19 protein-coding genes and 1 riboswitch are annotated in these 22,354 nt (G+C 69.7%); of the genes, 17 read left to right on the top strand and 2 right to left on the bottom strand.

The genetic code is table 11. From position 1 onward, the window contains the following. Window positions 1–58 precede the first annotated feature (58 nt). From OG878_RS06285 to OG878_RS06220, 14 genes are all read left to right on the top strand, one after another. A complete protein-coding gene (locus OG878_RS06285; RefSeq protein WP_328885845.1) occupies window positions 59–988 on the top strand; it encodes an ABC transporter permease in 930 nt (309 codons plus the stop codon). Beyond that, on the top strand, window positions 981–1,766 hold the full coding sequence (locus OG878_RS06280; protein ID WP_277329998.1) for an ABC transporter ATP-binding protein: 786 nt from the start codon (window positions 981–983) through the stop codon (window positions 1,764–1,766). Before OG878_RS06285 ends, OG878_RS06280 begins: the two co-directional genes overlap by 8 nt. Window positions 1,767–2,201: 435 nt before the next feature. Then, window positions 2,202–3,122, top strand: coding sequence for a squalene synthase HpnC (hpnC, locus tag OG878_RS06275; RefSeq protein ID WP_328885844.1), 921 nt, complete (start codon window positions 2,202–2,204; stop codon window positions 3,120–3,122). A 29-nt stretch (window positions 3,123–3,151) separates the two neighbouring features. Continuing rightward, window positions 3,152–4,072: a presqualene diphosphate synthase HpnD gene (hpnD, locus tag OG878_RS06270; protein ID WP_328885843.1), complete on the top strand. Its 921-nt coding sequence runs from the start codon at window positions 3,152–3,154 to the stop codon at window positions 4,070–4,072. A 154-nt stretch (window positions 4,073–4,226) separates the two neighbouring features. After that, window positions 4,227–5,615, top strand: a complete 1,389-nt coding sequence (gene hpnE, locus OG878_RS06265) for a hydroxysqualene dehydroxylase HpnE (RefSeq protein ID WP_328885842.1) — start codon at window positions 4,227–4,229, stop codon at window positions 5,613–5,615. Continuing rightward, a complete protein-coding gene (locus OG878_RS06260) occupies window positions 5,612–6,715 on the top strand; it encodes a polyprenyl synthetase family protein (protein WP_328885841.1) in 1,104 nt (367 codons plus the stop codon). Before hpnE ends, OG878_RS06260 begins: the two co-directional genes overlap by 4 nt. A 104-nt stretch (window positions 6,716–6,819) precedes the next feature. Beyond that, entirely contained in the window at window positions 6,820–8,820 is a 2,001-nt protein-coding gene (gene shc / locus OG878_RS06255; protein WP_328885840.1) for a squalene--hopene cyclase, read from the top strand. Further along, window positions 8,820–9,479: a phosphorylase family protein gene (locus OG878_RS06250; protein ID WP_328885839.1), complete on the top strand. Its 660-nt coding sequence runs from the start codon at window positions 8,820–8,822 to the stop codon at window positions 9,477–9,479. The genes shc and OG878_RS06250 overlap by 1 nt, the downstream gene beginning before the upstream one ends. A 5-nt stretch (window positions 9,480–9,484) precedes the next feature. After that, complete coding sequence (gene hpnH / locus OG878_RS06245; protein WP_328885838.1) at window positions 9,485–10,504, top strand: adenosyl-hopene transferase HpnH; 1,020 nt, start codon at window positions 9,485–9,487, stop codon at window positions 10,502–10,504. Window positions 10,505–10,508: 4 nt separating this feature from the next. Next, the gene (gene ispG, locus OG878_RS06240) at window positions 10,509–11,672 is read left to right on the top strand and encodes a flavodoxin-dependent (E)-4-hydroxy-3-methylbut-2-enyl-diphosphate synthase (protein ID WP_328885837.1); all 1,164 of its coding nucleotides are present in this window, start codon (window positions 10,509–10,511) and stop codon (window positions 11,670–11,672) included. Between the two features lie 25 nt (window positions 11,673–11,697). Continuing rightward, window positions 11,698–13,599 carry a 1-deoxy-D-xylulose-5-phosphate synthase gene (dxs, locus tag OG878_RS06235; protein ID WP_328885836.1) on the top strand — a complete coding sequence of 634 codons (1,902 nt, stop codon included), beginning with the start codon at window positions 11,698–11,700 and terminating at the stop codon, window positions 13,597–13,599. Then, the gene (locus tag OG878_RS06230) at window positions 13,596–14,993 is read left to right on the top strand and encodes an aspartate aminotransferase family protein (protein WP_328885835.1); all 1,398 of its coding nucleotides are present in this window, start codon (window positions 13,596–13,598) and stop codon (window positions 14,991–14,993) included. Before dxs ends, OG878_RS06230 begins: the two co-directional genes overlap by 4 nt. Before the next feature lie 66 nt (window positions 14,994–15,059). Next, on the top strand, window positions 15,060–15,668 hold the full coding sequence (locus tag OG878_RS06225; RefSeq protein WP_328885834.1) for an XRE family transcriptional regulator: 609 nt from the start codon (window positions 15,060–15,062) through the stop codon (window positions 15,666–15,668). A gap of 41 nt (window positions 15,669–15,709) precedes the next feature. Further along, complete coding sequence (locus OG878_RS06220; RefSeq protein WP_328885833.1) at window positions 15,710–15,880, top strand: DUF6126 family protein; 171 nt, start codon at window positions 15,710–15,712, stop codon at window positions 15,878–15,880. A 32-nt stretch (window positions 15,881–15,912) separates the two neighbouring features. Here OG878_RS06220 and OG878_RS06215 read toward each other — a convergent pair whose 3' ends face one another. Further along, window positions 15,913–16,725 carry a tyrosine-protein phosphatase gene (locus OG878_RS06215; protein ID WP_328885832.1) on the bottom strand — a complete coding sequence of 271 codons (813 nt, stop codon included), beginning with the start codon at window positions 16,723–16,725 and terminating at the stop codon, window positions 15,913–15,915. A gap of 194 nt (window positions 16,726–16,919) precedes the next feature. On the opposite strand from OG878_RS06215, the gene OG878_RS06210 reads away from it, so the two are divergent. The 3 genes from OG878_RS06210 to OG878_RS06200 all read left to right on the top strand — a co-directional run bounded on the left by OG878_RS06210 (window position 16,920) and on the right by OG878_RS06200 (window position 21,374). Then, a complete protein-coding gene (locus OG878_RS06210; RefSeq protein ID WP_328885831.1) occupies window positions 16,920–19,025 on the top strand; it encodes an alpha-galactosidase in 2,106 nt (701 codons plus the stop codon). A 282-nt stretch (window positions 19,026–19,307) separates the two neighbouring features. Then, a riboswitch (cyclic di-AMP (ydaO/yuaA leader) is annotated at window positions 19,308–19,467 on the top strand. Window positions 19,468–19,470: 3 nt separating this feature from the next. Further along, the gene (locus tag OG878_RS06205; RefSeq protein ID WP_328885830.1) at window positions 19,471–20,340 is read left to right on the top strand and encodes a M23 family metallopeptidase; all 870 of its coding nucleotides are present in this window, start codon (window positions 19,471–19,473) and stop codon (window positions 20,338–20,340) included. A gap of 170 nt (window positions 20,341–20,510) precedes the next feature. After that, window positions 20,511–21,374 (top strand): SGNH/GDSL hydrolase family protein, encoded by an 864-nt coding sequence (locus OG878_RS06200; protein WP_328885829.1) that lies wholly within the window; start codon window positions 20,511–20,513, stop codon window positions 21,372–21,374. Window positions 21,375–21,435: 61 nt separating this feature from the next. Here the strand turns inward: OG878_RS06200 and OG878_RS06195 are convergent, their stop codons facing one another. Next, window positions 21,436–22,353, bottom strand: coding sequence for an STM4011 family radical SAM protein (locus OG878_RS06195; protein ID WP_328885828.1), 918 nt, complete (start codon window positions 22,351–22,353; stop codon window positions 21,436–21,438). Window position 22,354 lies beyond the last annotated feature (1 nt).

Here is a 22,354-nt window from a genome sequence, read left to right as displayed (position 1 = left end):
GTCCGCCTGAACCGCGCACGCGACTGGCAGCGCATCTTGAATACGAGAGTTTCATCTGGTGAGTGACACAACCCATGATGGTGCGGTCGCGTTGAGCACCCCGCCATCCGCCGACGCCGGCCTGAGCGCCGCCGAGCTGGCCGCCAAGTACGGCCTGACGGTGAGCGGCGCCCGGCCCGGGCTGTTCGAGTACGTGCGCCAGCTCTGGGGCCGCCGCCACTTCATCACGGCGTTCTCCCGGGCGAAGCTGACCGCCCAGTACAGCCAGGCCAAGCTCGGCCAGCTGTGGCAGGTGGCCACACCGCTGCTCAATGCGCTCGTCTACTACTTGATCTTCGGGCTGATCCTCGGCACCAGCAGGGGAATGAGCAAAGAGGTCTTCATCCCGTTCCTCGTGACCGGTGTCTTTGTCTTCACCTTCACGCAGAGCTCGGTGATGGCGGGTGTGCGGGCGATCTCCGGCAACCTCGGCCTGGTGCGCGCACTCCACTTCCCACGTGCCTCGCTGCCCGTCTCGTTCTCGCTGCAGCAGCTACAGCAGCTGCTGTACTCGATGATCGTGCTGGTGATCGTGGTCGTCGGCTTCGGCAGCTACCCGACGCTGTCCTGGCTGCTGGTGGTGCCCGCGCTGATCATGCAGTTCGTCTTCAACACCGGTCTCGCCCTGATCATGGCCAGGCTCGGCAGCAAGACCCCGGACCTGGCCCAGCTGATGCCGTTCGTCATGCGCACCTGGATGTACGCGTCCGGTGTCATGTTCTCCATCACGGTGATGCTCGAGGACCAGCCGGACTGGGTCGGCAGGGTGCTGCAGTACAACCCGGCGGCCATCTACATGGACCTGATCCGCTACGCGCTGATCGACGGCTACGGCTCCGAGAACCTGCCGCCGCACGTGTGGATCGTCGGGCTCGCCTGGGCGGCCTTCATCGGCCTCGCGGGCTTTGTGTACTTCTGGAAGGCAGAGGAACGGTACGGCCGTGGCTGAGGACAACACTTCGGGGCGTGTCCCCACCGTCATCGCCGACGATGTGCACATCGTGTACCGGGTCAACGGTGCCGGCGGAGGCAAGGGCAGCGCCACCGCCGCGCTGAGCCGGATACTGCGCCGCGGCAAGGGCGAGGCACGCGGAGTCCGGAAGGTGCACGCGGTACGCGGTGTCACCTTCACCGCCTACCGGGGCGAGGCCATCGGCCTCATCGGTACCAACGGCTCCGGCAAGTCGACCCTGCTGCGGGCCATCGCCGGTCTGCTGCCGACCGAGCACGGCAAGGTGTACACCGACGGCCAGCCGTCGCTGCTCGGGGTGAACGCGGCGCTGATGAGCGATCTGACCGGCGAGCGCAACGTCATCCTCGGCGGGCTCGCGATGGGCATGACGCGCGAGGAGATCCGCGAGCGCTACCAGGGGATCGTCGACTTCTCGGGCATCAACGAGAAGGGCGACTTCATCACCCTGCCGATGCGGACGTACTCCTCCGGCATGGCCGCCCGGCTGCGTTTCTCCATCGCCGCCGCCAAGAACCACGACGTCCTCATGATCGACGAGGCGCTGGCCACGGGTGACCGCAAGTTCCAGATCCGTTCCGAGGAGCGCATCCGTGAGCTGCGCAAGGAGGCCGGCACGGTCTTCCTGGTCAGCCACAGCAACAAGTCCATCAGGGACACCTGCGACCGGGTGCTGTGGCTGGAAAAGGGCGAGCTGCTGATGGACGGCCCGACCGACGAGGTGCTCAAGGCGTACGAGCGGGAGACCGGGAAGTAGCCCCGCGCAGCGATGCCCGACCTGGCAGCGGCCTCCGCCGGAGCACTCCGGCGGAGGCCGCTGCATGTCCGGAGCACGGGCGCCGAGCGTGTCCGCGCCACATCCCGGGAAGGATCTCCTCCCGCCGGATGACGTCAATCTCCTTGCGCACGGGGAAGGTTGGCGCAGAATGCGACGTTGTTGTCATACGCGCCACACCCGGGCGTATGACTGGGCGTTGTACAACGTAAGCTGTACCGGTGCTGATTCGTGGCAAGTGGGGCCATACCGCCTGGGAGCACCGCCCGTAGGCGGTCCTCCGCACTGGAAAGAGCGGGCGGCGTGTCCGGAATGAGATGTTTTGGGTCAGCAGTGTAGAACGGGAGATGTGACGGCAATGACGGAAAATCTCCAGCTCCGAGGTGTATATGCCGTCCCCGCACCGGGCGGTCCGAGGTGACGCGTACCCGGCAGGCGCGCCGGGACGCCGCCGTACCCGCCACGCTCGACAAGGCCGCGGACGAGAACTTCCCCGTGGCCCCGTTCTTCCTGCCGCGCGCCTGGCGTGACGATCTGATGGCCGTGTACGGCTACGCACGCCTTGTCGACGACATCGGCGACGGCGATCTCGCCCCCGGCGGAGCGGACGCACGCCACCTCGGACTGGACCCGGCGCAGACCGACGACCGGCTTGCGATGCTCGACGCCTTCGAGGCCGATCTGCACCGCGTCTTCGACCCCGCGGGCGACGGCCCGCGCCATCCGCTGCTGCGTGCGCTGCGCCCCACCGTGCGGCGCTGCTCACTCGACCCCGAGCCGTTCCTGGGGCTCATCGAGGCCAACCGGCAGGACCAGAAGGTCCGGCGGTACGGGACGTACGAGGAACTGCTCGCCTACTGCGAACTCTCCGCCAACCCCGTCGGCCGGCTGGTCCTCCAGATCACCGGCACCGCGAACCCCGAGCGGATCCGCCGCTCCGACGCCGTGTGTACCGCGCTGCAGATCGTCGAGCACCTCCAGGACGTCACCGAGGACCTCGGCCGCGACCGGATCTATCTGCCGGCCGACGACATGGCCCGGTTCCATGTCACCGAGGCCGACCTCGCAACCGCCTCGGGGGGCGCATCGGTGCGCGCGCTGGTTGCATACGAAGCAGAACGCGCCCGAAACCTGCTGAATGAAGGTGCCCCTCTGGTGGGTAGCGTCCACGGCAGGCTCAAGCTGCTTCTCGCCGGATTTGTGGGAGGGGGGCGTGCCGCCCTCACCGCGATCGCGGCCGCCGGGTTCGACGTACTGCCCGGACCGCCCAGGCCCACCAAGCCCAGCTTGCTGCGCGAGGTGGGAGTTGTCTTGCGAAGAGCGCGTAGAGAGGGGTGAGCCGGACCGTGGAGGGACAGACGACATACATGTCGGCGCAAGTACAGGCCGCATACAGTTACTGCGAGGCCGTCACCGGACAGCAGGCGCGTAACTTCGCGTACGGAATCAGGCTGCTGCCCGCCGAGAAGCGGCAGGCCATGTCGGCGCTGTACGCCTTCTCCCGCCGGGTCGACGACATCGGCGACGGCGAGCTGGACGCGCAGACCAAGCGGATCCGGCTGGAGAGCACCCGCACGCTGCTGGACCGGATCCGGAACGGTGCGGTCGACGAGGACGACACCGATCCGGTGGCCGTCGCGCTCGCCGACGCCGCACGCAGGTTCCCGCTCCCGCTCGGCGGGCTCGACGAGCTGATCGACGGGGTGCTGATGGACGTGCGCGGCGCCACGTACGAGACGTGGGACGACCTCAAGGTCTACTGCCGGTGTGTCGCCGGTGCCATCGGCCGGCTCAGCCTGGGCGTTTTCGGTACGGAACCGGGCGCACCCGGCGCCGACCGTGCCCCGGAGTACGCCGACACGCTCGGCCTCGCCCTGCAGCTGACCAACATCCTGCGTGACGTCCGCGAGGACGCCGCCAACGGGCGTACCTATCTGCCCGCCGACGACCTTGCCAAGTTCGGCTGCTCCGTCGGCTTCGACCGGGCCACCCCGCCGCCCGGCTCCGACTTCGCGGGCCTGGTCCACTTCGAGGTGCGGCGGGCCCGCGCCCTGTTCGCCGAGGGCTACCGGCTGCTGCCGATGCTGGACCGCCGCAGCGGCGCCTGTGTGGCCGCCATGGCCGGCATCTACCGCCGGCTGCTCGACCGGATCGAGCGCGACCCCGAGGCGGTGCTGCGCGGCCGGGTCTCGCTGCCGGGCCACGAGAAGGCCTACGTCGCGGTGCGTGGTCTGTCGGGTCTGGATGCGCGCTACATCTCGCGCCGGACCGCCCGGGGGCGTGTCTGATGCGTCCTGCAGATGTCCCGTGCACCGTGCAGACCACCGACCGTCGGTCCACGCCGTGGGCAACCCTTCCGTGGTCCACTGCGTCCCTCACTGAGGCGACGAGCCCGGCCGAGACGGCCCGGCCGGCCGGAACGACCCGGGGGGAGGGGGGCGCATGACCGACGGAGCCCTGCGTTCCTCCCGCGCGGTCGTGATCGGCGGCGGACTCGCCGGCATCACCGCGGCCCTGCGTCTCGCCGACGCCGGGCTTGACGTGACCCTGCTCGAAGGGCGGCCCCGGCTCGGCGGACTCGCCTTCTCCTTCCGGCGCGGCGAGCTGACGGTCGACAACGGCCAGCACGTCTATCTGCGCTGCTGCACCGCCTACCGCGGGTTCCTCGACCGGGTCGGCGGCACCCGCCTGGCACCCCTGCAAAACCGTTTGGACGTGCCCGTTCTCGATGTCGGCCGCCCCTCGGGGCCCCGGCTCGGACGGCTGCGCCGCAACGCGCTCCCGGTGCCGTTCCACCTCGCCGCCGGCCTCGCCGCGTATCCGCATCTCTCGCTCGCCGAGCGGGCGGGTGTCGGGCGCGCTGCGCTCGCGCTCGGCCGTCTCGACCCGGACGACCCGGCACTCGACACCATCGACTTCGGCAGCTGGCTGACCCGTCACGGCCAGTCCCCGCGCACCATCGAGGCACTCTGGGACCTCGTCGGCGTCGCCACACTCAACGCCACCGCCCCGAACTCCTCGCTGGCCCTTGCAGCGAAGGTCTTCAAGACCGGACTCCTGTCCGAGCCCGGCGCCGCAGACATCGGCTGGGCATGTGTGCCGCTCGGCGAGGTGCACGACACGCTCGCCCGCAAGGCGCTCGACGCCGCGGGCGTACGGACAGAGCTGCGCACCAAGGCCGATGCCGTCAGCCGCACCGCCGACGGACGCTGGATCGTCGACACGGGCGCCGAACGCATCGAGGCGCACACCGTCGTCCTCGCCGCGCCGCAGCGCGAGACCCACGGCCTGCTGCCCGAAGGCGCACTCGACGAGCCGGACCGGCTGCTCGACATCGGCACCTCGCCGATCCTCAATGTGCACGTCGTCTACGACCGCAAGGTGCTGCGCCGCCCGTTCTTCGCCGCTCTCGGCTCGCCGGTCCAGTGGGTCTTCGACCGTACGGACGCCTCCGGACTGACCGGTCCCGGGCAGTACCTCGCGCTCTCCCAGTCCGCGGCCGACGACGAGATCGACCTGCCCGTCGCCGAACTGCGCAGCCGCTACCTGCCCGAGCTCGAGCGGCTCCTCCCGGCCGCCCGCGGGGCCGGCATCAGGGACTTCTTCGTCACCCGGGAACGTACGGCGACCTTCGCCCCCGCACCCGGCGTCGGGCGGCTGCGTCCCGGAACCCGTACCCGTGCCGCCGGTCTCTATCTGGCCGGAGCATGGACCGCCACCGGCTGGCCCGCGACGATGGAGGGCGCGGTGCGCAGCGGGAACAGCGCCGCGGACGCAGCGCTGCGCGCGCTCGGCCGCATCCATGAACATCCGCTGCAGGAGGCGGCATGAGCAGTACCACCGGAACAAGAGGAGAGTCAGTGACCCCGGCGAATCCGGCTTTCGACACCGTGGCAGACACCGCGGACGTCACCGCGCTTCTGGAGCGCGGACGGGCCCTGTCCGCGCCGGTGCTCCGGGCTGCCGTTGACCGGCTCGCACCGCCCATGGACACCGTCGCCGCCTATCACTTCGGCTGGATCGACGCCCAGGGCCGGCCCGCGGACGGCGACGGCGGCAAGGCCGTCCGCCCGGCGCTCGCCCTGCTGTCCGCGGAGGCGGCCGGAGCCGCCGCCGAGGCCGGCATCCCCGGCGCTGTCGCCGTCGAACTCGTGCACAACTTCTCGTTGCTGCACGACGACCTGATGGACGGCGACGAGCAGCGCCGCCACCGCGACACCGTATGGAAAGTGCACGGCCCCGCCCAGGCGATCCTGGTCGGCGACGCGCTGTTCGCGCTGGCCAACGAGATCCTGCTGGAGCTCGGCACGGCCGAGGCGGGCCGCGCGGCCCGCCGGCTGACCACCGCCACCCGCAAGCTCATCGACGGGCAGGCCCAGGACATCTCCTACGAGCACCGCGAGCGGGTCACCGTCGAGGAGTGCCTGGAGATGGAGGGCAACAAGACCGGCGCCCTGCTCGCCTGCGCCGTCTCCATCGGCGCGGTGCTCGGCGGCGCCGACGACCGCACCGCCGACATCCTGGAGGCGTACGGCTACCACCTCGGCCTCGCCTTCCAGGCCGTCGACGATCTGCTCGGCATCTGGGGCGACCCGGAGTCCACCGGCAAGCAGACCTGGAGCGATCTGCGTCAGCGCAAGAAGTCCCTGCCGGTCGTCGCCGCGCTCGCCGCGGGCGGACCGGCCTCGGAACGCCTCGGCGAGCTGCTCGCCGCGGACGCCAAGAGCAGCGAATTCGACAGCTTCTCCGAGGAGGAGTTCGCCGTCCGGGCGGCATTGATCGAGGAGGCGGGCGGCCGCGAGTGGACCGCCCAGGAGGCACGTCGGCAGCACGCGGTCGCCATCGAGGCGCTGCACGGTGTCGACATGCCGGAAACCGTCCGCGAGCAGCTCACAGCGCTCGCGGACTTCGTCGTCGTACGAAAGAGATGATCACCATCCGCATATGACTCGCAGTCGCCGGCCGGCGTCCGAACAGGGCGCCGGCCGACGGAGACCCCAGCACAGCAGAGGACCAACTGCACGAAGGGGAAGCCATGACAGCGACGACCGACGGAAGCACCGGGGCTCTGAACCCCCGCGCAGCCTCGGCCAGCGAAACGACCGAATCGACCATCGCCGCGGACGACGTGCTCGCCGCCGCGCGGCGGGCCGCGGAACGCTCGGTGGAGCACCTCCTCGGCAGGCAGGACGACCAGGGCTGGTGGAAGGGTGACCTCGCCACCAACGTCACCATGGACGCAGAGGATCTGCTGCTCCGCCAGTTCCTCGGCATCCAGGACCCGGCCACCGTCGAGGCGGCCGCCCGCTTCATCCGCGGCGAACAACTCGGCGACGGCACCTGGGCCACGTTCTACGGCGGCCCGGGCGAGCTCTCCGCCACCATCGAGGCGTATGTAGCGCTGCGGCTGGCCGGAGACCTGCCGGACGACCCGCACATGGCCCGCGCCGCACGGTGGATCAGGGAAGAGGGCGGCATCGCGAAGAGCCGCGTCTTCACCCGGATCTGGCTGGCCCTCTTCGGCTGGTGGAAATGGGACGACCTGCCCGAGCTCCCACCGGAGCTGATGTTCTTCCCGAAGTGGGTCCCGCTCAACATCTACGACTTCGGCTGCTGGGCCCGGCAGACGATCGTGCCGCTGACCGTCGTCTCGGCGAAGCGGCCGGTGCGACCCGCACCCTTCGCCCTCGACGAACTGCACACCGACCCGCACGTCCCGAATCCGCCCAAGCTCCCTGCGGCGATGGCCAGTTGGGACGGTGTCTTCCAGCGCCTGGACAAGGCGCTGCACGCCTACCACAAGGTGGCGCCGCGCAGGCTGCGCCGTATCGCCATGAACGCGGCGGCCCGCTGGATCATCGAACGCCAGGAGAACGACGGCTGCTGGGGCGGTATCCAGCCGCCTGCGGTGTACTCCGTCATCGCCCTGCACCTGCTCGGTTACGACCTCGACCACCCGGTGATGCGGGCCGGACTCGCCTCGCTCGACCGGTTCGCGGTGTGGCGCGAGGACGGTGCCCGCATGATCGAGGCCTGCCAGTCACCGGTCTGGGACACCTGTCTTGCCACCGTCGCGCTCGCCGACGCAGGAGTGAGCCCCGACCATCCGGCGCTCGTGAAGGCCGCCGACTGGATGCTCGCCGAGGAGATCGTCAGGCCCGGGGACTGGGCCGTGCGCAGGCCTCAACTGGCCCCCGGCGGCTGGGCGTTCGAGTTCCACAACGACAACTACCCGGACATCGACGACACCGCCGAGGTAGTCCTCGCGCTGCGCCGTGTCCGGCACCCCGACCCGGCCCGGGTCGAGGCCGCCATCGAGCGCGGGGTGCGCTGGAATGTCGGCATGCAGTCCCGCAACGGGGCCTGGGGCGCGTTCGACGCGGACAACACCAGCCCGTTCCCCAACAGGCTGCCGTTCTGCGACTTCGGTGAGGTCATCGACCCGCCGTCCGCCGATGTCACCGGACATGTGGTGGAGATGCTCGCCATGGAGGGGCGCGCCGACCACCCCGCCGCCCGGCGCGGCATCGAGTGGCTGCTCGCCGAACAGGACGTGTGCGGCGCCTGGTTCGGCCGCTGGGGCGTCAACTACGTATACGGAACAGGGGCGGTGGTGCCCGCTCTGGTCGCCGCGGGACTGCCCGGAACCCATCCGGCGATCCGCCGGGCGGTCGACTGGCTGGAGTCCGTGCAGAACGACGACGGTGGCTGGGGCGAGGACCTGCGCTCGTACCGGGAGGAGAAGTGGATCGGGCACGGCGCGTCGACCGCATCCCAGACCGCCTGGGCGCTCCTCGCACTCCTCGCCGCCGGCCGGCACGACAGCACGGCGGTGACCCGTGGCATCGTCTGGCTGAACGAGGCCCAGCAGGCCGACGGTTCCTGGGACGAGCCGTACTTCACCGGCACCGGGTTCCCCTGGGACTTCTCCATCAACTACCACCTCTACCGGCAGGTCTTCCCGCTCACCGCGCTTGGGCGGTACGTGTACGGCGACCCGTTCGCCGACCGCACGGCCACCCGGGAGGGAGCCTGATGGGCGATGCACCGGGGCCGCACGGCCCCGCGGCGCCGCTGCTCATCGCCTGCGCTCTCGGGATCGAGCAACTCGCCCTGCGCAGCGGCAGAGGAAGGGCGGGCGACGCCCCGGGCCCGGTGACCGTGCTCCGTACGGGCATGGGTCCGAAGGCCGCCGAGACGGCAGTGGAACGTGCGCTCGGCGAGGACCGGGCGCACGGTGCGGCGGTCATCGCCTCCGGGTTCTGTGCCGGGCTGGCACCCGGCATGCACCCCGGGGACCTGGTGGTCGCCGACGAGACCCGGGAGGCCGGGGACTCGACGCCCTGCACCGGCGCGGGTCTGCTGGCCGAGGTCCTCGCCAGGACGGTGCCGGGCCGCACCGTCCACACCGGTCCGCTGATCGGCTCCGGTCATGTCGTACGCGGACATGAGCGGGCCGAGCTGCGGGCCACCGGGGCGATTGCCGTGGACATGGAGTCCGCCGCCACTCTCCGCACCGCCCTGCGGACCGGAATGCGCCCGGTTGCGGCCGTACGGGTGGTCGTGGACGCTCCAGAGCATGAGCTCGTCCGTATCGGCACGGTACGCGGTGGAATATCGGCTTTCCGTGTTCTCCGTGCCGTCCTGCCGGCTTTCTATGAATGGCACCGATCTTTGCTGCTCCCCAGGAGGTGAGCTAGATGGCCATGCCGCTCCGTCAGTCCATCAAGGTTGCGACGTACCTCATTGAACAAAAGCTCCGCAAGCGAGAGAAATTCCCGCTCATTGTGGAGCTGGAGCCGTTGTTCGCCTGCAATCTGGCGTGCGAGGGCTGCGGGAAGATCCAGCATCCGGCCGGAGTCCTCAAGCAGCGTATGCCGGTGGCCCAGGCCGTCGGCGCGGTGCTGGAATCGGGTGCCCCGATGGTTTCCATCGCGGGCGGTGAACCCCTGATGCACCCGCAGATCGACGAAATCGTGCGGCAGCTGGTCGCACGGAAGAAATACGTCTTCCTCTGCACGAACGCGATGCTGCTGCGCAAGAAGATCGAGAAATTCACCCCGTCACCGTTTTTCGCGTTCGCCGTGCACATCGACGGCCTGCGTGAGCGGCACGACGAGTCGGTTGCCAAGGAAGGCGTCTTCGATGAGGCGGTGGAGGCGATCAAGGAGGCCAAGCGGCGCGGCTTCCGGGTCACCACGAACTCGACGTTCTTCAACACCGACACCCCTCAGACCGTCATCGAGGTCCTGAACTACCTCAACGACGACCTGAAGGTCGACGAGATGATGATCTCGCCCGCCTACGCGTACGAGAAGGCACCCGACCAGGAGCACTTCCTCGGCGTCGAGCAGACCCGCGAGCTCTTCAAGAAGTCCTTCGCGGGCGGCAACCGGAACCGCTGGCGGCTGAACCACTCGCCGCTCTTCCTGGACTTCCTGGAGGGCAAGGCGGACTTCCCGTGCACGGCCTGGGCGATCCCGAACTACTCGCTCTTCGGCTGGCAGCGGCCCTGCTACCTGATGAGCGACGGCTACGTCCCGACGTACCGGGAGCTCATCGAGGACACCGACTGGGACAAGTACGGCCGGGGCAAGGACCCGCGCTGCGCCAACTGCATGGCGCACTGCGGCTACGAGCCCACCGCCGTGCTCGCCACGATGGGCTCCCTCAAGGAGTCCCTGCGCGCCGTGCGCGAGACCGTCTCCGGGAACGGGTGACGCGATGTCCACTGGAGAGCCGGTCGCACTGGGTCTCCCCGAGCTACCGGCCCGGCCGCTCGCGGTGCGCCGCCCCTCGCGGCGCATCCAGGTCGGGTCGGTGGCGGTCGGTGGGGATGCACCGGTGTCGGTGCAGTCGATGACCACGACGCGGACGTCGGACATCGGTGCGACGTTGCAGCAGATTGCGGAGCTGACGGCGTCGGGCTGTCAGATCGTGCGGGTGGCGTGTCCGACGCAGGATGATGCGGATGCGTTGGCGACGATTGCGCGGAAGTCGCAGATTCCGGTGATCGCGGATATTCATTTCCAGCCGAAGTATGTGTTCGCGGCGATCGATGCGGGCTGTGCGGCGGTGCGGGTGAATCCGGGGAACATCAAGCAGTTCGACGACAAGGTGAAGGAGATCGCGCGGGCGGCGAGTGATGCGGGGACGCCGATCCGGATCGGTGTGAACGCGGGTTCGCTGGATGCGCGGTTGCTGAAGAAGTACGGGAAGGCGACGCCTGAGGCTCTGGTGGAGTCGGCGTTGTGGGAGGCGTCGCTGTTCGAGGAGCACGGGTTCCGGGACATCAAGATCTCGGTGAAGCACAACGATCCGGTGGTGATGGTCAATGCGTACCGTCTGCTGGCGGCGCAGTGTGATTACCCGTTGCATCTGGGGGTGACGGAGGCGGGGCCTGCGTTCCAGGGGACGATCAAGTCGGCGGTGGCGTTCGGTGCGTTGCTGTCGGAGGGGATCGGGGACACGATCCGGGTGTCGTTGTCGGCGCCGCCGGCCGAGGAGGTCAAGGTCGGTCTGCAGATTCTGGAGTCGTTGAATCTGAAGCAGCGGCGGTTGGAGATCGTGTCGTGTCCGTCGTGCGGTCGGGCGCAGGTGGATGTGTACAAGCTGGCGGATCAGGTGGCCGCGGGTCTTGAGGGCATGGAGGTGCCGTTGCGGGTGGCCGTGATGGGCTGTGTCGTCAATGGTCCGGGTGAGGCCCGTGAGGCGGATCTGGGTGTGGCGTCCGGGAACGGCAAGGGGCAGATCTTCGTCAAGGGCGAGGTCATCAAGACGGTTCCCGAGTCGAAGATCGTCGAGACACTCATCGAGGAAGCCCTGAAGATCGCCGAGGGCATGGACGCAGGGACGCCATCGGGGGTCCCCGCCGTCACCGTGAGCTGAAACAGGACCGAGAGGGGGCCCGAGCGTGACCATTCTGGAGACCATCAGGGGGCCGCACGACCTGAAGGCACTGAGCGAACCGGAACTCGACGAACTCGCCGCGGACATCAGGAAGTTCCTGGTCGAGGCGGTGGCCAGGACCGGCGGCCATCTGGGGCCCAATCTGGGGGTGGTGGAGCTGTCCATCGCTCTGCACCGGGCCTTCGACTCGCCCGTGGACCGCATCCTGTGGGACACCGGGCACCAGAGCTACGTACACAAACTGCTCACCGGGCGGCAGGACTTCTCCAAGCTGCGCGGGAAGGGCGGCCTCTCCGGCTACCCCTCCCGCGAGGAGTCCGCGCACGACGTCATCGAGAACTCGCACGCCTCGACCGTCCTCGGCTGGGCGGACGGCCTGGCCAAGGCGAACGAGGTGCTCGGCCGCCCCGACCATGTCGTCGCCGTGATCGGGGACGGGGCGCTCACCGGCGGCATGGCGTGGGAGGCGCTCAACAACATCGCGGCGGCCAGGGACCGGCCGCTGATCATCGTGGTGAACGACAACGAGCGCTCGTACGCTCCGACGATAGGCGGCCTCGCCAACCACCTCGCCACCCTGCGGACCACCGACGGATACGAGCGCTTCCTGTCATGGGGCAAGGACGTCCTGCAGCGCACACCCGTCGTCGGACAGCCGCTGTACGAGTCGCTGCACGGCGCGAAGAAGGGGTTCAAGGACGCCTTCGCCCCGCAGGGAATGTTCGAGGACCTGGGGCTCAAGTACGTCGGGCCGATCGACGGGCACGACATCGCGGCCGTCGAGTCCGCGCTCAGCCGGGCGAAACGCTTCCACGGCCCGGTGCTGGTGCACTGCCTCACCGAAAAGGGCCGCGGCTATGCGCCCGCGCTGGAGGACGAGGCCGACCGGTTCCACACCGTCGGCGCCATGGACCCGCTGACCTGCGCACCGCTCGTCCTGGCCGAGAGCCCGTCCTGGACCTCGGTGTTCGGGGACGAGATCGCCCTGATCGGCGCGGAGCGTCCGGACGTCGTCGCCATCACCGCGGCGATGCTGCACCCCGTTGGTCTGACGAAGTTCGCCGAGGCGTTTCCTGACCGGGTCTGGGACGTCGGGATCGCCGAGCAGCACGCGGCGGTCTCCGCGGCGGGACTCGCCACCGGTGGGCTGCACCCGGTCGTCGCCGTCTACGCCACCTTCCTCAACCGGGCCTTCGATCAATTGCTGATGGACGTCGCCCTGCACCGGTGCGGAGTGACGTTCGTCCTCGACCGGGCCGGGGTCACCGGCCCCGACGGCCCCTCGCACAACGGCATGTGGGACATGTCCGTCCTCCAGGTGGTGCCCGGGCTGCGGATCGCAGCCCCGCGCGACGCCGACCGGCTCAGGGAGGAGCTGCGCGAAGCCGTCACGGTCGACGACGCGCCCACCGTGCTGCGCTTCCCGAAGGAGTCGGTGGGGGAGCCCGTCCCGGCGATCGGCCGGGTCGGTGCCATGGACCTGCTCCACCGCGCCGACGACCCCGAGGTGCTCATCGTGGCGGTGGGCGTGCTCGCCTCCGTCTGTCTGCAGGCCGCTGACCTCCTCGCGGGCGGCGGAATCCGCTGCACGGTCATCGACCCCCGCTGGGTCAAGCCGGTCGACGAACAGCTCGCCCCGCTCGCCGGACAGCACCGCCTGGTCGCCGTCGTCGAGGACAACAGCCGTGCGGGCGGGGTCGGTTCGGCGGTCGGACAGGCGTTGCGGGACGCGGGTGTCGACGTACCGCTGCGGACGTTCGGCATCCCCGAGCAGTTCCTCGCGCACGGCAAGCGCGCCGAGGTGCTGGCCGACATCGGGCTCACACCGGTCGAGATCGCCGGCCGGATCAGTGCCGCGCTCGCCGTCAAGAACGCGGTCGACAGGACGGAGGAGAGCGGGGCATGAAGGACGGCGGGCCCAAGGGCTTCGATCTGGCGCAGCTCCTCGCGGAACGCGGCGCCGAACGCTACGAACTGCACACGAAGTACCTCAATCACCAGCTGCCGCGGATGCTGCACACCATCGGCTTCGACAAGGTCTACGAGCGGGCCGAGGGCGCGTACTTCTGGGACGCGGACGGCAACGACTACCTCGACATGCTCGCCGGCTTCGGCGTGATGGGCCTGGGCCGCCACCACCCCGTCGTCCGCAAGGCACTGCACGACGTCATGGACGCCTCGCTCGCCGACCTCACCCGTTTCGACTGCCAGCCGCTGCCCGGACTGCTGGCCGAGAAGCTGCTCTCGCACAGCCCGCACCTGGACCGGGTCTTCTTCGGCAACAGCGGTACCGAAGCCGTCGAGACCGCGCTGAAGTTCGCCCGGTACGCCACCGGGAAGCCGCGCGTGCTCTACTGCACCCACGCCTTCCACGGCCTGACGACCGGCTCGCTCTCGGTCAACGGGGAGTCCGGCTTCCGGGACGGCTTCGCACCGTTGTTGCCCGACACCGCCATCGGACTCGGCGACCTCGACGCACTGCGCCGCGAACTGAAGCGCGGCGATGTGGCGGCGCTCGTCGTCGAGCCGATCCAGGGCAAGGGCGTCCACGAGGCGCCGCCCGGCTTTCTGCGCGCCGCGCAGGAGCTGCTGCACCGGCACAAGGCCCTGCTCATCGCCGACGAGGTGCAGACCGGTCTCGGCAGGACCGGTGACTTCTACGCGTACCAGCACGAGGCAGGCGTCGAACCCGATCTGGTCTGTGTCGCCAAGGCGCTCTCGGGCGGCTATGTGCCGGTCGGCGCGACCCTGGGAAAGGACTGGATCTTCAGACGCGTCTACTCGTCGATGGACCGGGTGCTGGTCCACTCGGCGAGCTTCGGCTCCAACGCGCAGGCGATGGCGGCGGGGCTCGCGGTCCTCTCGGCGATGGAGGACGAGGAGACGGTCGCGCACGCCCGCCGTACCGGCGATCTGCTGCGCGAGCGGCTTGCCGCGCTGATCGGCCGGTACGAGCTGCTGCACGACGTCCGTGGCCGCGGGCTGATGGTCGGAATCGAGTTCGGCCGGCCGTCCTCGCTGAAGCTGCGCAGCCGCTGGACGATGCTCCAGGCGGCCCGCAAGGGTCTCTTCGCGCAGATGGTGGTCGTGCCATTGCTGCAGAAGCACCGGATCCTCACCCAGGTGTCCGGCGACCATCTGGAAGTGATCAAGCTGATTCCGCCACTGATCATCGGCGAGCCGGAGGTGGACCGGTTCGTGACCGCGTTCACCTCGGTGATGGATGACGCGCACAGCGGCGGCGGGCTGATGTGGGACTTCGGCAGGACACTGGTGAAACAGGCCGTCGCCCACCGCTGAGTCCACGGGATTTGCCTCAGAGGCAAGAAAATTGCCTCTGAGGCAGGATCCTGGCCCAATGGACGTATGAATCCTCCCGATGGAGGGGTGGCCGACGAGCTGCCCGAGGTCGCGCCACGTCTGCGCGATCTGCGCCGCCGCCGTGGTCTCACCCTCGAGGCGGCCGCCCAGCGCGCGGGGCTTTCCCCCGCCCATCTCTCCCGGCTCGAAACGGGCCGCCGGCAGCCGTCGCTGCCGATGCTCCTCGCACTTGCCAGGATCTACGGTACGACGGTCTCCGAGCTGCTCGGCGAGATGTCCCCGGAACGTGACGCGATCGTCCGCGGCGCCAGGTTCGAAGGTGCCGCTGCCGACGGCTGGATGTACCAGCAGGCGGGCGGCTCCGGCCGGGCGATGCAGGCGCTGCGCGTCCGGGTTCCGTACGGCACCCAGGGCGAACTCGTGCGCGTCCATCCCGGCGAGGAGTGGCTGTACGTCCTTGCCGGACGACTGCGGGTGAGCCTCGGCGACACCGTGCACGATCTCGACCCCGGGGACAGCGCCCACTTCGACTCGCTCACCCCGCACCGGATCACCGCCGTCGACCGCGAGGGATCCGAGCTCCTCTTCGTCCACACCCTGCTGCAGAGCCCCACTGTCGAGCTGTGTCTCGGCAGCGCGATCCACCGCCGCTGAGACCGGCCCGTCCGGCCGTCCAGCCGTCAGAGAGGACTGTCATGTCCGATTCGGAGAACTTCGACCCGCTCACCCCGTCCGGGAAGGACCACGGCCCGCAGGACGGGAAGTTCCCGCGCGGCCTGGTGATCCGGCTGATCGCCTATCTCGTCGCCGGACATGTCTTCGCGGCCTTCCTCTACCTGCTCTTCGCGGTGGCCGGCAAGGGCTGACCGCCGGCCACCGCCGCCGGACGGTGGTCCGGCTACGCCTCGTCGAGGAGGCGGCCGCGCAGCTGCTCCAGCATCTGCGGAGTGAGCTTCAGCCCCTCGGCGAGATAGCGGTCGGTGCTGCCCCAGGTCTCCTCGATGGTGGTGAACGCCTGGGCCAGATATTCGGCGCGGGCGTCGAAGAGAGGGCTGAGCAGCTCCATCACCTCGGGTGACATCCCGGTCGCCGAGGTGTCGGTGCGGCGCACCTTGTACCGGCGGTGCGGGTCGTTGGACTTGAGGTAGTCCGCCTCGATGGCCTCGCGCTCGACACCGACCGCGAGCAGCGACACCGCGATGGAGATACCTGCCCGGTCCTTGCCCGCCGCGCAGTGCATCAGCGCGGGGACACTGTCCTCGGCCAGGGCGTGCAGCACCCGGCTGTGCTCGGCGGTGCGGTCCCTGACGATCGACCTGTACGAGGCGGTCATCCGGGCCGCGCCCTTGCCGTCGCCGAGGATCGTGCGCAGCTGCGCGATGTCGCCGTCGCGGACCATCCGCCAGAACTCGGCGCCGTCGGCCGGGTCCGAGAGCGGGATGCTCACGTTCCGCACGCCCGGCAGCTCCACGTCCAGGCCGTCGAGCCGGTGGTCCGCCGCATTGCGGAAGTCGAAGATCGTGTGCAGCCCGAGGCCGGCGAGGAAAGCCGCGTCCTCGTCGGTGGCGTGCGCGAGGTGGCCGCTGCGGAAGAGCCGTCCGTACCGCACCCGGCGGCCGTCCACGGTCGGCAGTCCGCCCACGTCGCGGAAGTTGCGCACGCCTGCCAGTTCGGGTTCCGTCGACGGGACCTGCGGCACCTGCTGCGTCACGGTGGCTCCTGGAGTGTCTGACGTCGGCGCGGCTCGCCGGCGAGGTCACTCCCGCGACGATACGACATCGATTCCTCAGCCAATCATCTTGGCTGTTCTCCGCCGGGACGCCGCTGAATTCCCACTGCGCAGGCGTTGCCCGGCCACCTGCAGGCGCTCGATGATGTGCGGAACTGTGTGAATGTGGGGGCGGGATGATCGAGACGGGTGGCACGGGCCGGACCTGGCTGCTGACCGGGGCGGCGGGCAGCTACGCACTGCATCTGACCGACCGGGACGAACTGCTGCATCTGCACTGGGGGCCTCGCATCTCGCTCGCGGCCGCCGAGACCCTCGCCGCCGCGCCGGAGCCGCCCGCGCGGGGCTTCGAGTCGCCGCTGGACGGCCGTGAGGAGTATCCGGTGGAGGGCGGCCCCCGGTTCGTCCGGCCCGCCCTCTCCGTACGCACCCCCGCGGTCCGCGGTACCGAATGGGCCTTCGCCGGGGCCGTGGTGGACGGCGAAGAGCTCCGTATCGCGTTCTCGGACTCCGTGCAGCGGCTCGATCTCACGCTCCACTACCGGATGCGGGACGACTCCGATGTGATCGAGCGCTGGGCCACCGTCACCCATGCCGGCCCCGACGGGCCGCCGCTGGAGCTGCTGCGCGCCGACGCGGCCGCCTGGACCCTGCCCGCGCGCGACGGCTGGCGCCTCAGCCATCTGCACGGGCGCTGGGCGGCGGAGACGCAGCTCGTGCGATCGGAGCTGACCTACGGCGAGAAGGTCCTCTCCAGCAGGCGCGGCCACACCGGGCACCAGGCCCTGCCCTGGGTGGCGCTCGACGCGGACGCAGCCGCCACCGAGGAGCACGGCGAGGTGTACGGCTGTGCGCTCGCCTGGTCCGGGTCGTGGCGGATCGCCGTGCAGCAGCTGCCCGACGGGCTCGTGCAGATCACCGGCGGGGCCGGATACGACGAGTCCGGGCTGCTGCGGCTCGCACCGGGGGAGACGTACACCACGCCCGTGTTCGCCGGCCTGTGGAGCCCCGAAGGATTCGGCGGGGCGAGCCGGGCCTGGCACGCCTGGCAGCTGGCCCACGTCGTCCCGGATGCCGCGAGCCTGCGGCCGGTGCTCTACAACTCCTGGGAGGCGACCGGCTTCGACATCGCGGAGGACCAGCAGCGCGCCCTCGCAGTCCGTGCAGCGGCCATGGGCGTCGAACTGTTCGTGGTGGACGACGCGTGGTTCGGGCGGCGCACCAGCGACCGGGCCGGACTCGGGGACTGGACCCCGAACCCCGAACGGTTCCCCGGTGGGCTGAAGCCCCTCGCCGACGAAGTGCACGCGCTCGGCATGCAGTTCGGTATCTGGGTCGAACCGGAAATGGTCAACGCCGACAGTGATCTGTATCGCGCGCACCCCGATTGGGTGCAGCACTTCCCCGGGCGGACCCGGACGGAGTTCCGTCATCAGCTGGTGCTCAATCTCGCCCGGAGCGATGTGCAGGCCTATCTGTGGGAACAGCTCGACACGCTGCTCTCCAGTGCCCCGGTCGACTATGTGAAATGGGACTTCAACCGCTGTTTCTCCGATGCGGGCTGGCCGGGCGAGGAGTATCCGCAAAGGCTCTGGACCGCACATGTGGATGCGTTGTACGCGTTGATCGACCGATTGCGGGCCGCCCACCCCGGTGTCGCCTTCGAGTCCTGTTCGGGCGGCGGCGGCCGGATCGACCTGGGGATCCTCGCCCGTACCGACCAGGTGTGGACCTCCGACAACACCGACCCGCTCGACCGGCTCGCCATCCAGGAGGGCTTCGGGCAGATCCATCCGGCGCGGGTGATGGCCGCCTGGGTCACCGACAGCCCGAACGTCCAGCTCAACAACCGGGTCAGCTCGCTGCGCTTCCGTTTCGTGAGCGCGATGGTCGGGGTGCTCGGAGTCGGCGGGGATCTCACCGAGTGGAGCGACGAGGAGCTGGCCGAGGCCCGGAGCTGGGTGGACCTCTACAAGGAGATCCGCCCGGTGGTGCAGCACGGGGCGCTGTACCGGCTGCGTGCGCCGCGCGGCGGTCTCAGTGCGGTGCAGTACACGCACGGTGACGAGACGGTGGTGCTCATGTGGCTGGAGGCGCAGAGGTACGGGGAGCGCCCACCGGCCCTGCGGCTGCGCGGACTCGACGCCGCGGCGACGTACACCTGCGTGGACACCGGGGTGGTCCACCACGGCTCCGTGCTCCTTCATCAGGGGCTCCGCACGGGGCTGCGGGGGGACCTGGACGCGCGGGTGCTGAGACTCCGCCGCGGAGAATGTTCATGACATGTCCGTATTGGTGCATTTAGCGGAACATGCCCCATTTAAACGGGAGATGATCGGCGACTCGTGAGCGGGATCATATCCGTGACGGTGTGTGGCGGCGCGGCGGGTGGGTAATCCGTCTGCCGCGCGGAATTCCAAGATCCCTGATCCACGGAGTGTGACCGGAATTCCGCGCCGATTTCCCGGCGTCGATTCCGTTGCGGAACCGGAGGCTTGTTATGCCCGTCCTCGCTCGTTTACGGTCACCGTCAATCCGGATGGACCGCCAAATCCTGCCGCCGTCCGGAATTCACACCCACTCATCGCGTGGCAGGAGCGGGGGAACCAGGTAAGCCGCCGATCGGGAAATCCGGCCGGCTCGGGGTGAAGTCGCACGACCTGCGACCGGGCATCTCCAGCCCTAACCCGACAGCTCACCTCGCAGGCGCCGGAGAGGAAATACTTCATGCCCATATCGGGTAAGCACCGCCGTCCGAAGTCCAGCACCATCGCTCGTGGCGTCGCCGCCGCCGGCGCCGGCGGGGCCGTCATCGCCCTTCCGCTGCTCGGCGCCACCGGTGCCCACGCCGCGGAGCAGGCCGTGCCCGCCGCCGCGAAGTCCGCCGCCACGGTGAACGCCGCCCCGGCCGCCCCGGTCGTGAAGAAGCAGGCCGAGACCCGGACGTACTCCGTCGTCTCCGGCGACTACCTGGCGAAGATCGCCGCCGACCAGAAGGTCGAGGGCGGCTGGCAGAAGCTGTTCCAGGACAACCGCACGGTCATCGGTGAGAACCCGAGCCTGATCGTCCCCGGCATGAAGCTGACCCTCGGCGGCACGGCGTCCGCCGCGGCCCCGTCGACCGCCCCCGCGCCGGCCGTCAAGCCTGCGGCCGCCCCCAAGCCCGCGGCCGCCGCCGGCGAGAGCAACAGCTCCGGCTACGTCCACCCGGTGCCCGGCAAGCACACCACCAACTACCGTGCGTCCGGCGCCAACTGGTCCAGCGGCAGCCACACCGGCATCGACTTCCCGGTCGCCACCGGCACCAGCGTGAAGGCGATCACCTCCGGCACCGTCGTCACCGCCGGCTGGGGCGGCGCGTACGGCAACCAGGTCGTCATCAAGCACGCCGACGGCCGCTACTCGCAGTACGGCCACCTGTCCTCGCTCTCCGTCTCGGCGGGCCAGACCGTGACCGTCGGCCAGCAGGTCGGCCTGTCGGGTGCCACCGGCAACGTCACCGGCCCGCACCTGCACTTCGAGGTCCGCACCGGCCCCGCGTACGGCTCGGACATCGACCCGGTCGCCTACCTGGCCTCGCACGGCATCTACGTCTGATCCGATCGGGCCTGATCCGAACGGCTGGGTGAAGGGGCGGTGCGCGGCGGTGCACCGCCCCTTCACTTATTCCCCCTTTACCAAAATCTGACCGGGTGGTCTATGTCACCTCCCGTCAACCCCTTATTACGGTCGCGTAGGTCACATTCGGCGGTGCAGGATGTGCCCTTGTGGCAGACGATTCGAGAAAAAATCAACGTGGCGTCAGTAACCGGTATGGCGCGATCGGGTCGTACGCAGCGATTGGCGACAGCTTCACCGAGGGAGTCGGTGACCTGGGTCCGGACGGAACCTTCGTCGGCTGGGCGGACCGCTTCGCGGTACTTCTCGCGGACCAGCTCCCCGACCCCGATGCGGCGACGGACACCGGCGGAACCGATGGATCCACCGGTCCGGCTCACGGGAATTTCCGGTACGCCAATCTCGCCGTACGCGGACGCCTCCTCGACCAGATCGTCGAGGAGCAGGTACCGCGCGCCAAGGAACTCGCCCCCGATCTGGTGAGCTTCTGCGCGGGCGGCAATGACATCATCCGGCCCGGCACCGACCCCGACGACGTGGCCGAGCGCTTCGAGCGCGCGGTCGCCGAACTGACCCGGTCCGTCGGCACTGTCATGGTCACCACCGGCTTCGACACCCGCGGCGTTCCCGTGCTGCGTCATCTGCGCGGCAAGATCGCCACGTACACCGCCCATGTGCGCTCCATCGCCGACCGCTACGACTGCCCGGTCCTCGACCTGTGGTCGCTCCGTTCCGTACAGGACAGGCGCGCCTGGGACGACGACCGGCTCCATCTGTCGCCCGAGGGACACACCCGGGTCGCGCTGCGCGCCGCCCAGGTCCTCGGCCTCGATGTGCCGGCCGACCCCGACCAGGAGTGGCCGCCGCAGGCCCAGCGCGGCACGCTCGAAGTGCGCCGCGACGACATCCACTGGGCGCGCGAGTATCTGGTGCCGTGGATCGGACGGCGGCTTCGCGGCGAGTCATCCGGCGACCACGTCGAGGCGAAGCGCCCCGACCTGCTGCCGCTGTAGTCGCCGCGTCGTACGCGATCACCGGACGGGCCCGTTCTCCCTCGGGCCCGTCCGGTTCTCCTCAGTCCCGTCCCGCGATCGAGGACAGCGGCAGCAACGGGCGTTCCCCGTGCCCCGGTGCGTGCAACGGGCCGGCCGGAACGCGCTCCAGGACGCCACCGGCGAAGACGTCGTACAGCGGCAGCGTCTCCAGATGCACATATCCGATGTGGCAGTCGCACACCGCGAGCGGACAGGCCTGCGGGCCCAACGCCCGCCGGTAGCTGCCGTCGTAGAGATTGCCGAGCTCGGCCGGGACGAAGTGGCAGCGACGCACCGTCCCGTCCCCGTCCACCGAGACGACCGACTCGCCGGTCCGGCAGGGCAGGCCGGCCGAGCGGTGCGGATGCCGGCTGTACGGGAAGAGCGGGTCGAGCGCCGTCCAGCGGTCCGCCTCCTCGTCCGTGTACGTGTGGCCCTCCGCGGCATTGACCCAGAGATAGACCTCGTCGGGCAGATCGGCGCGCAACCGCCGCGCCTCGTCGAAATGGCCGTCGAGGCCGACGACGCCGACGCTGTGGCGAACCCCCAGAGCGGTCAGCTCACGGCACTTGGCGAGGAACCGGTCGTACGGTGTCTGCCCCGGGTGGTACGTGCACCACAGCGCGATCCTGTCGCGCGCGGTTCCGTCCGCCTCGGCCAGCCACCGTGTCCGACCGCTGAGATTGGTCTGGATCGCGACCCGCCCGATGTGCGGCAGCTGCGCCAGCTCGACCAGTGCCCTGCGGTACCAGGAGCGGACCAGCCCTTCGCCCCACGGCGTGAACAGCACCGAGATCCGGTCGCCGGTCTGCGCCGCCACCCACGCGGTGAACCGCTCCAGCGCGGCACGGTCCGCGCGCAGCTGCTCCGGGCTGTCGCGCCGCTTGGCGAACGGGCAGTACGGGCAGTCGTAGTCGCACGACGCCAGCGGACCGCGGTACAGGATCGTCAGGTCCATG

It is taken from the genome of Streptomyces sp. NBC_00316 (assembly GCF_036158715.1).
Classification (GTDB): Bacteria; Actinomycetota; Actinomycetes; order Streptomycetales; family Streptomycetaceae; genus Streptomyces.
This window is presented reverse-complemented; position numbering and strand designations above follow the sequence as displayed.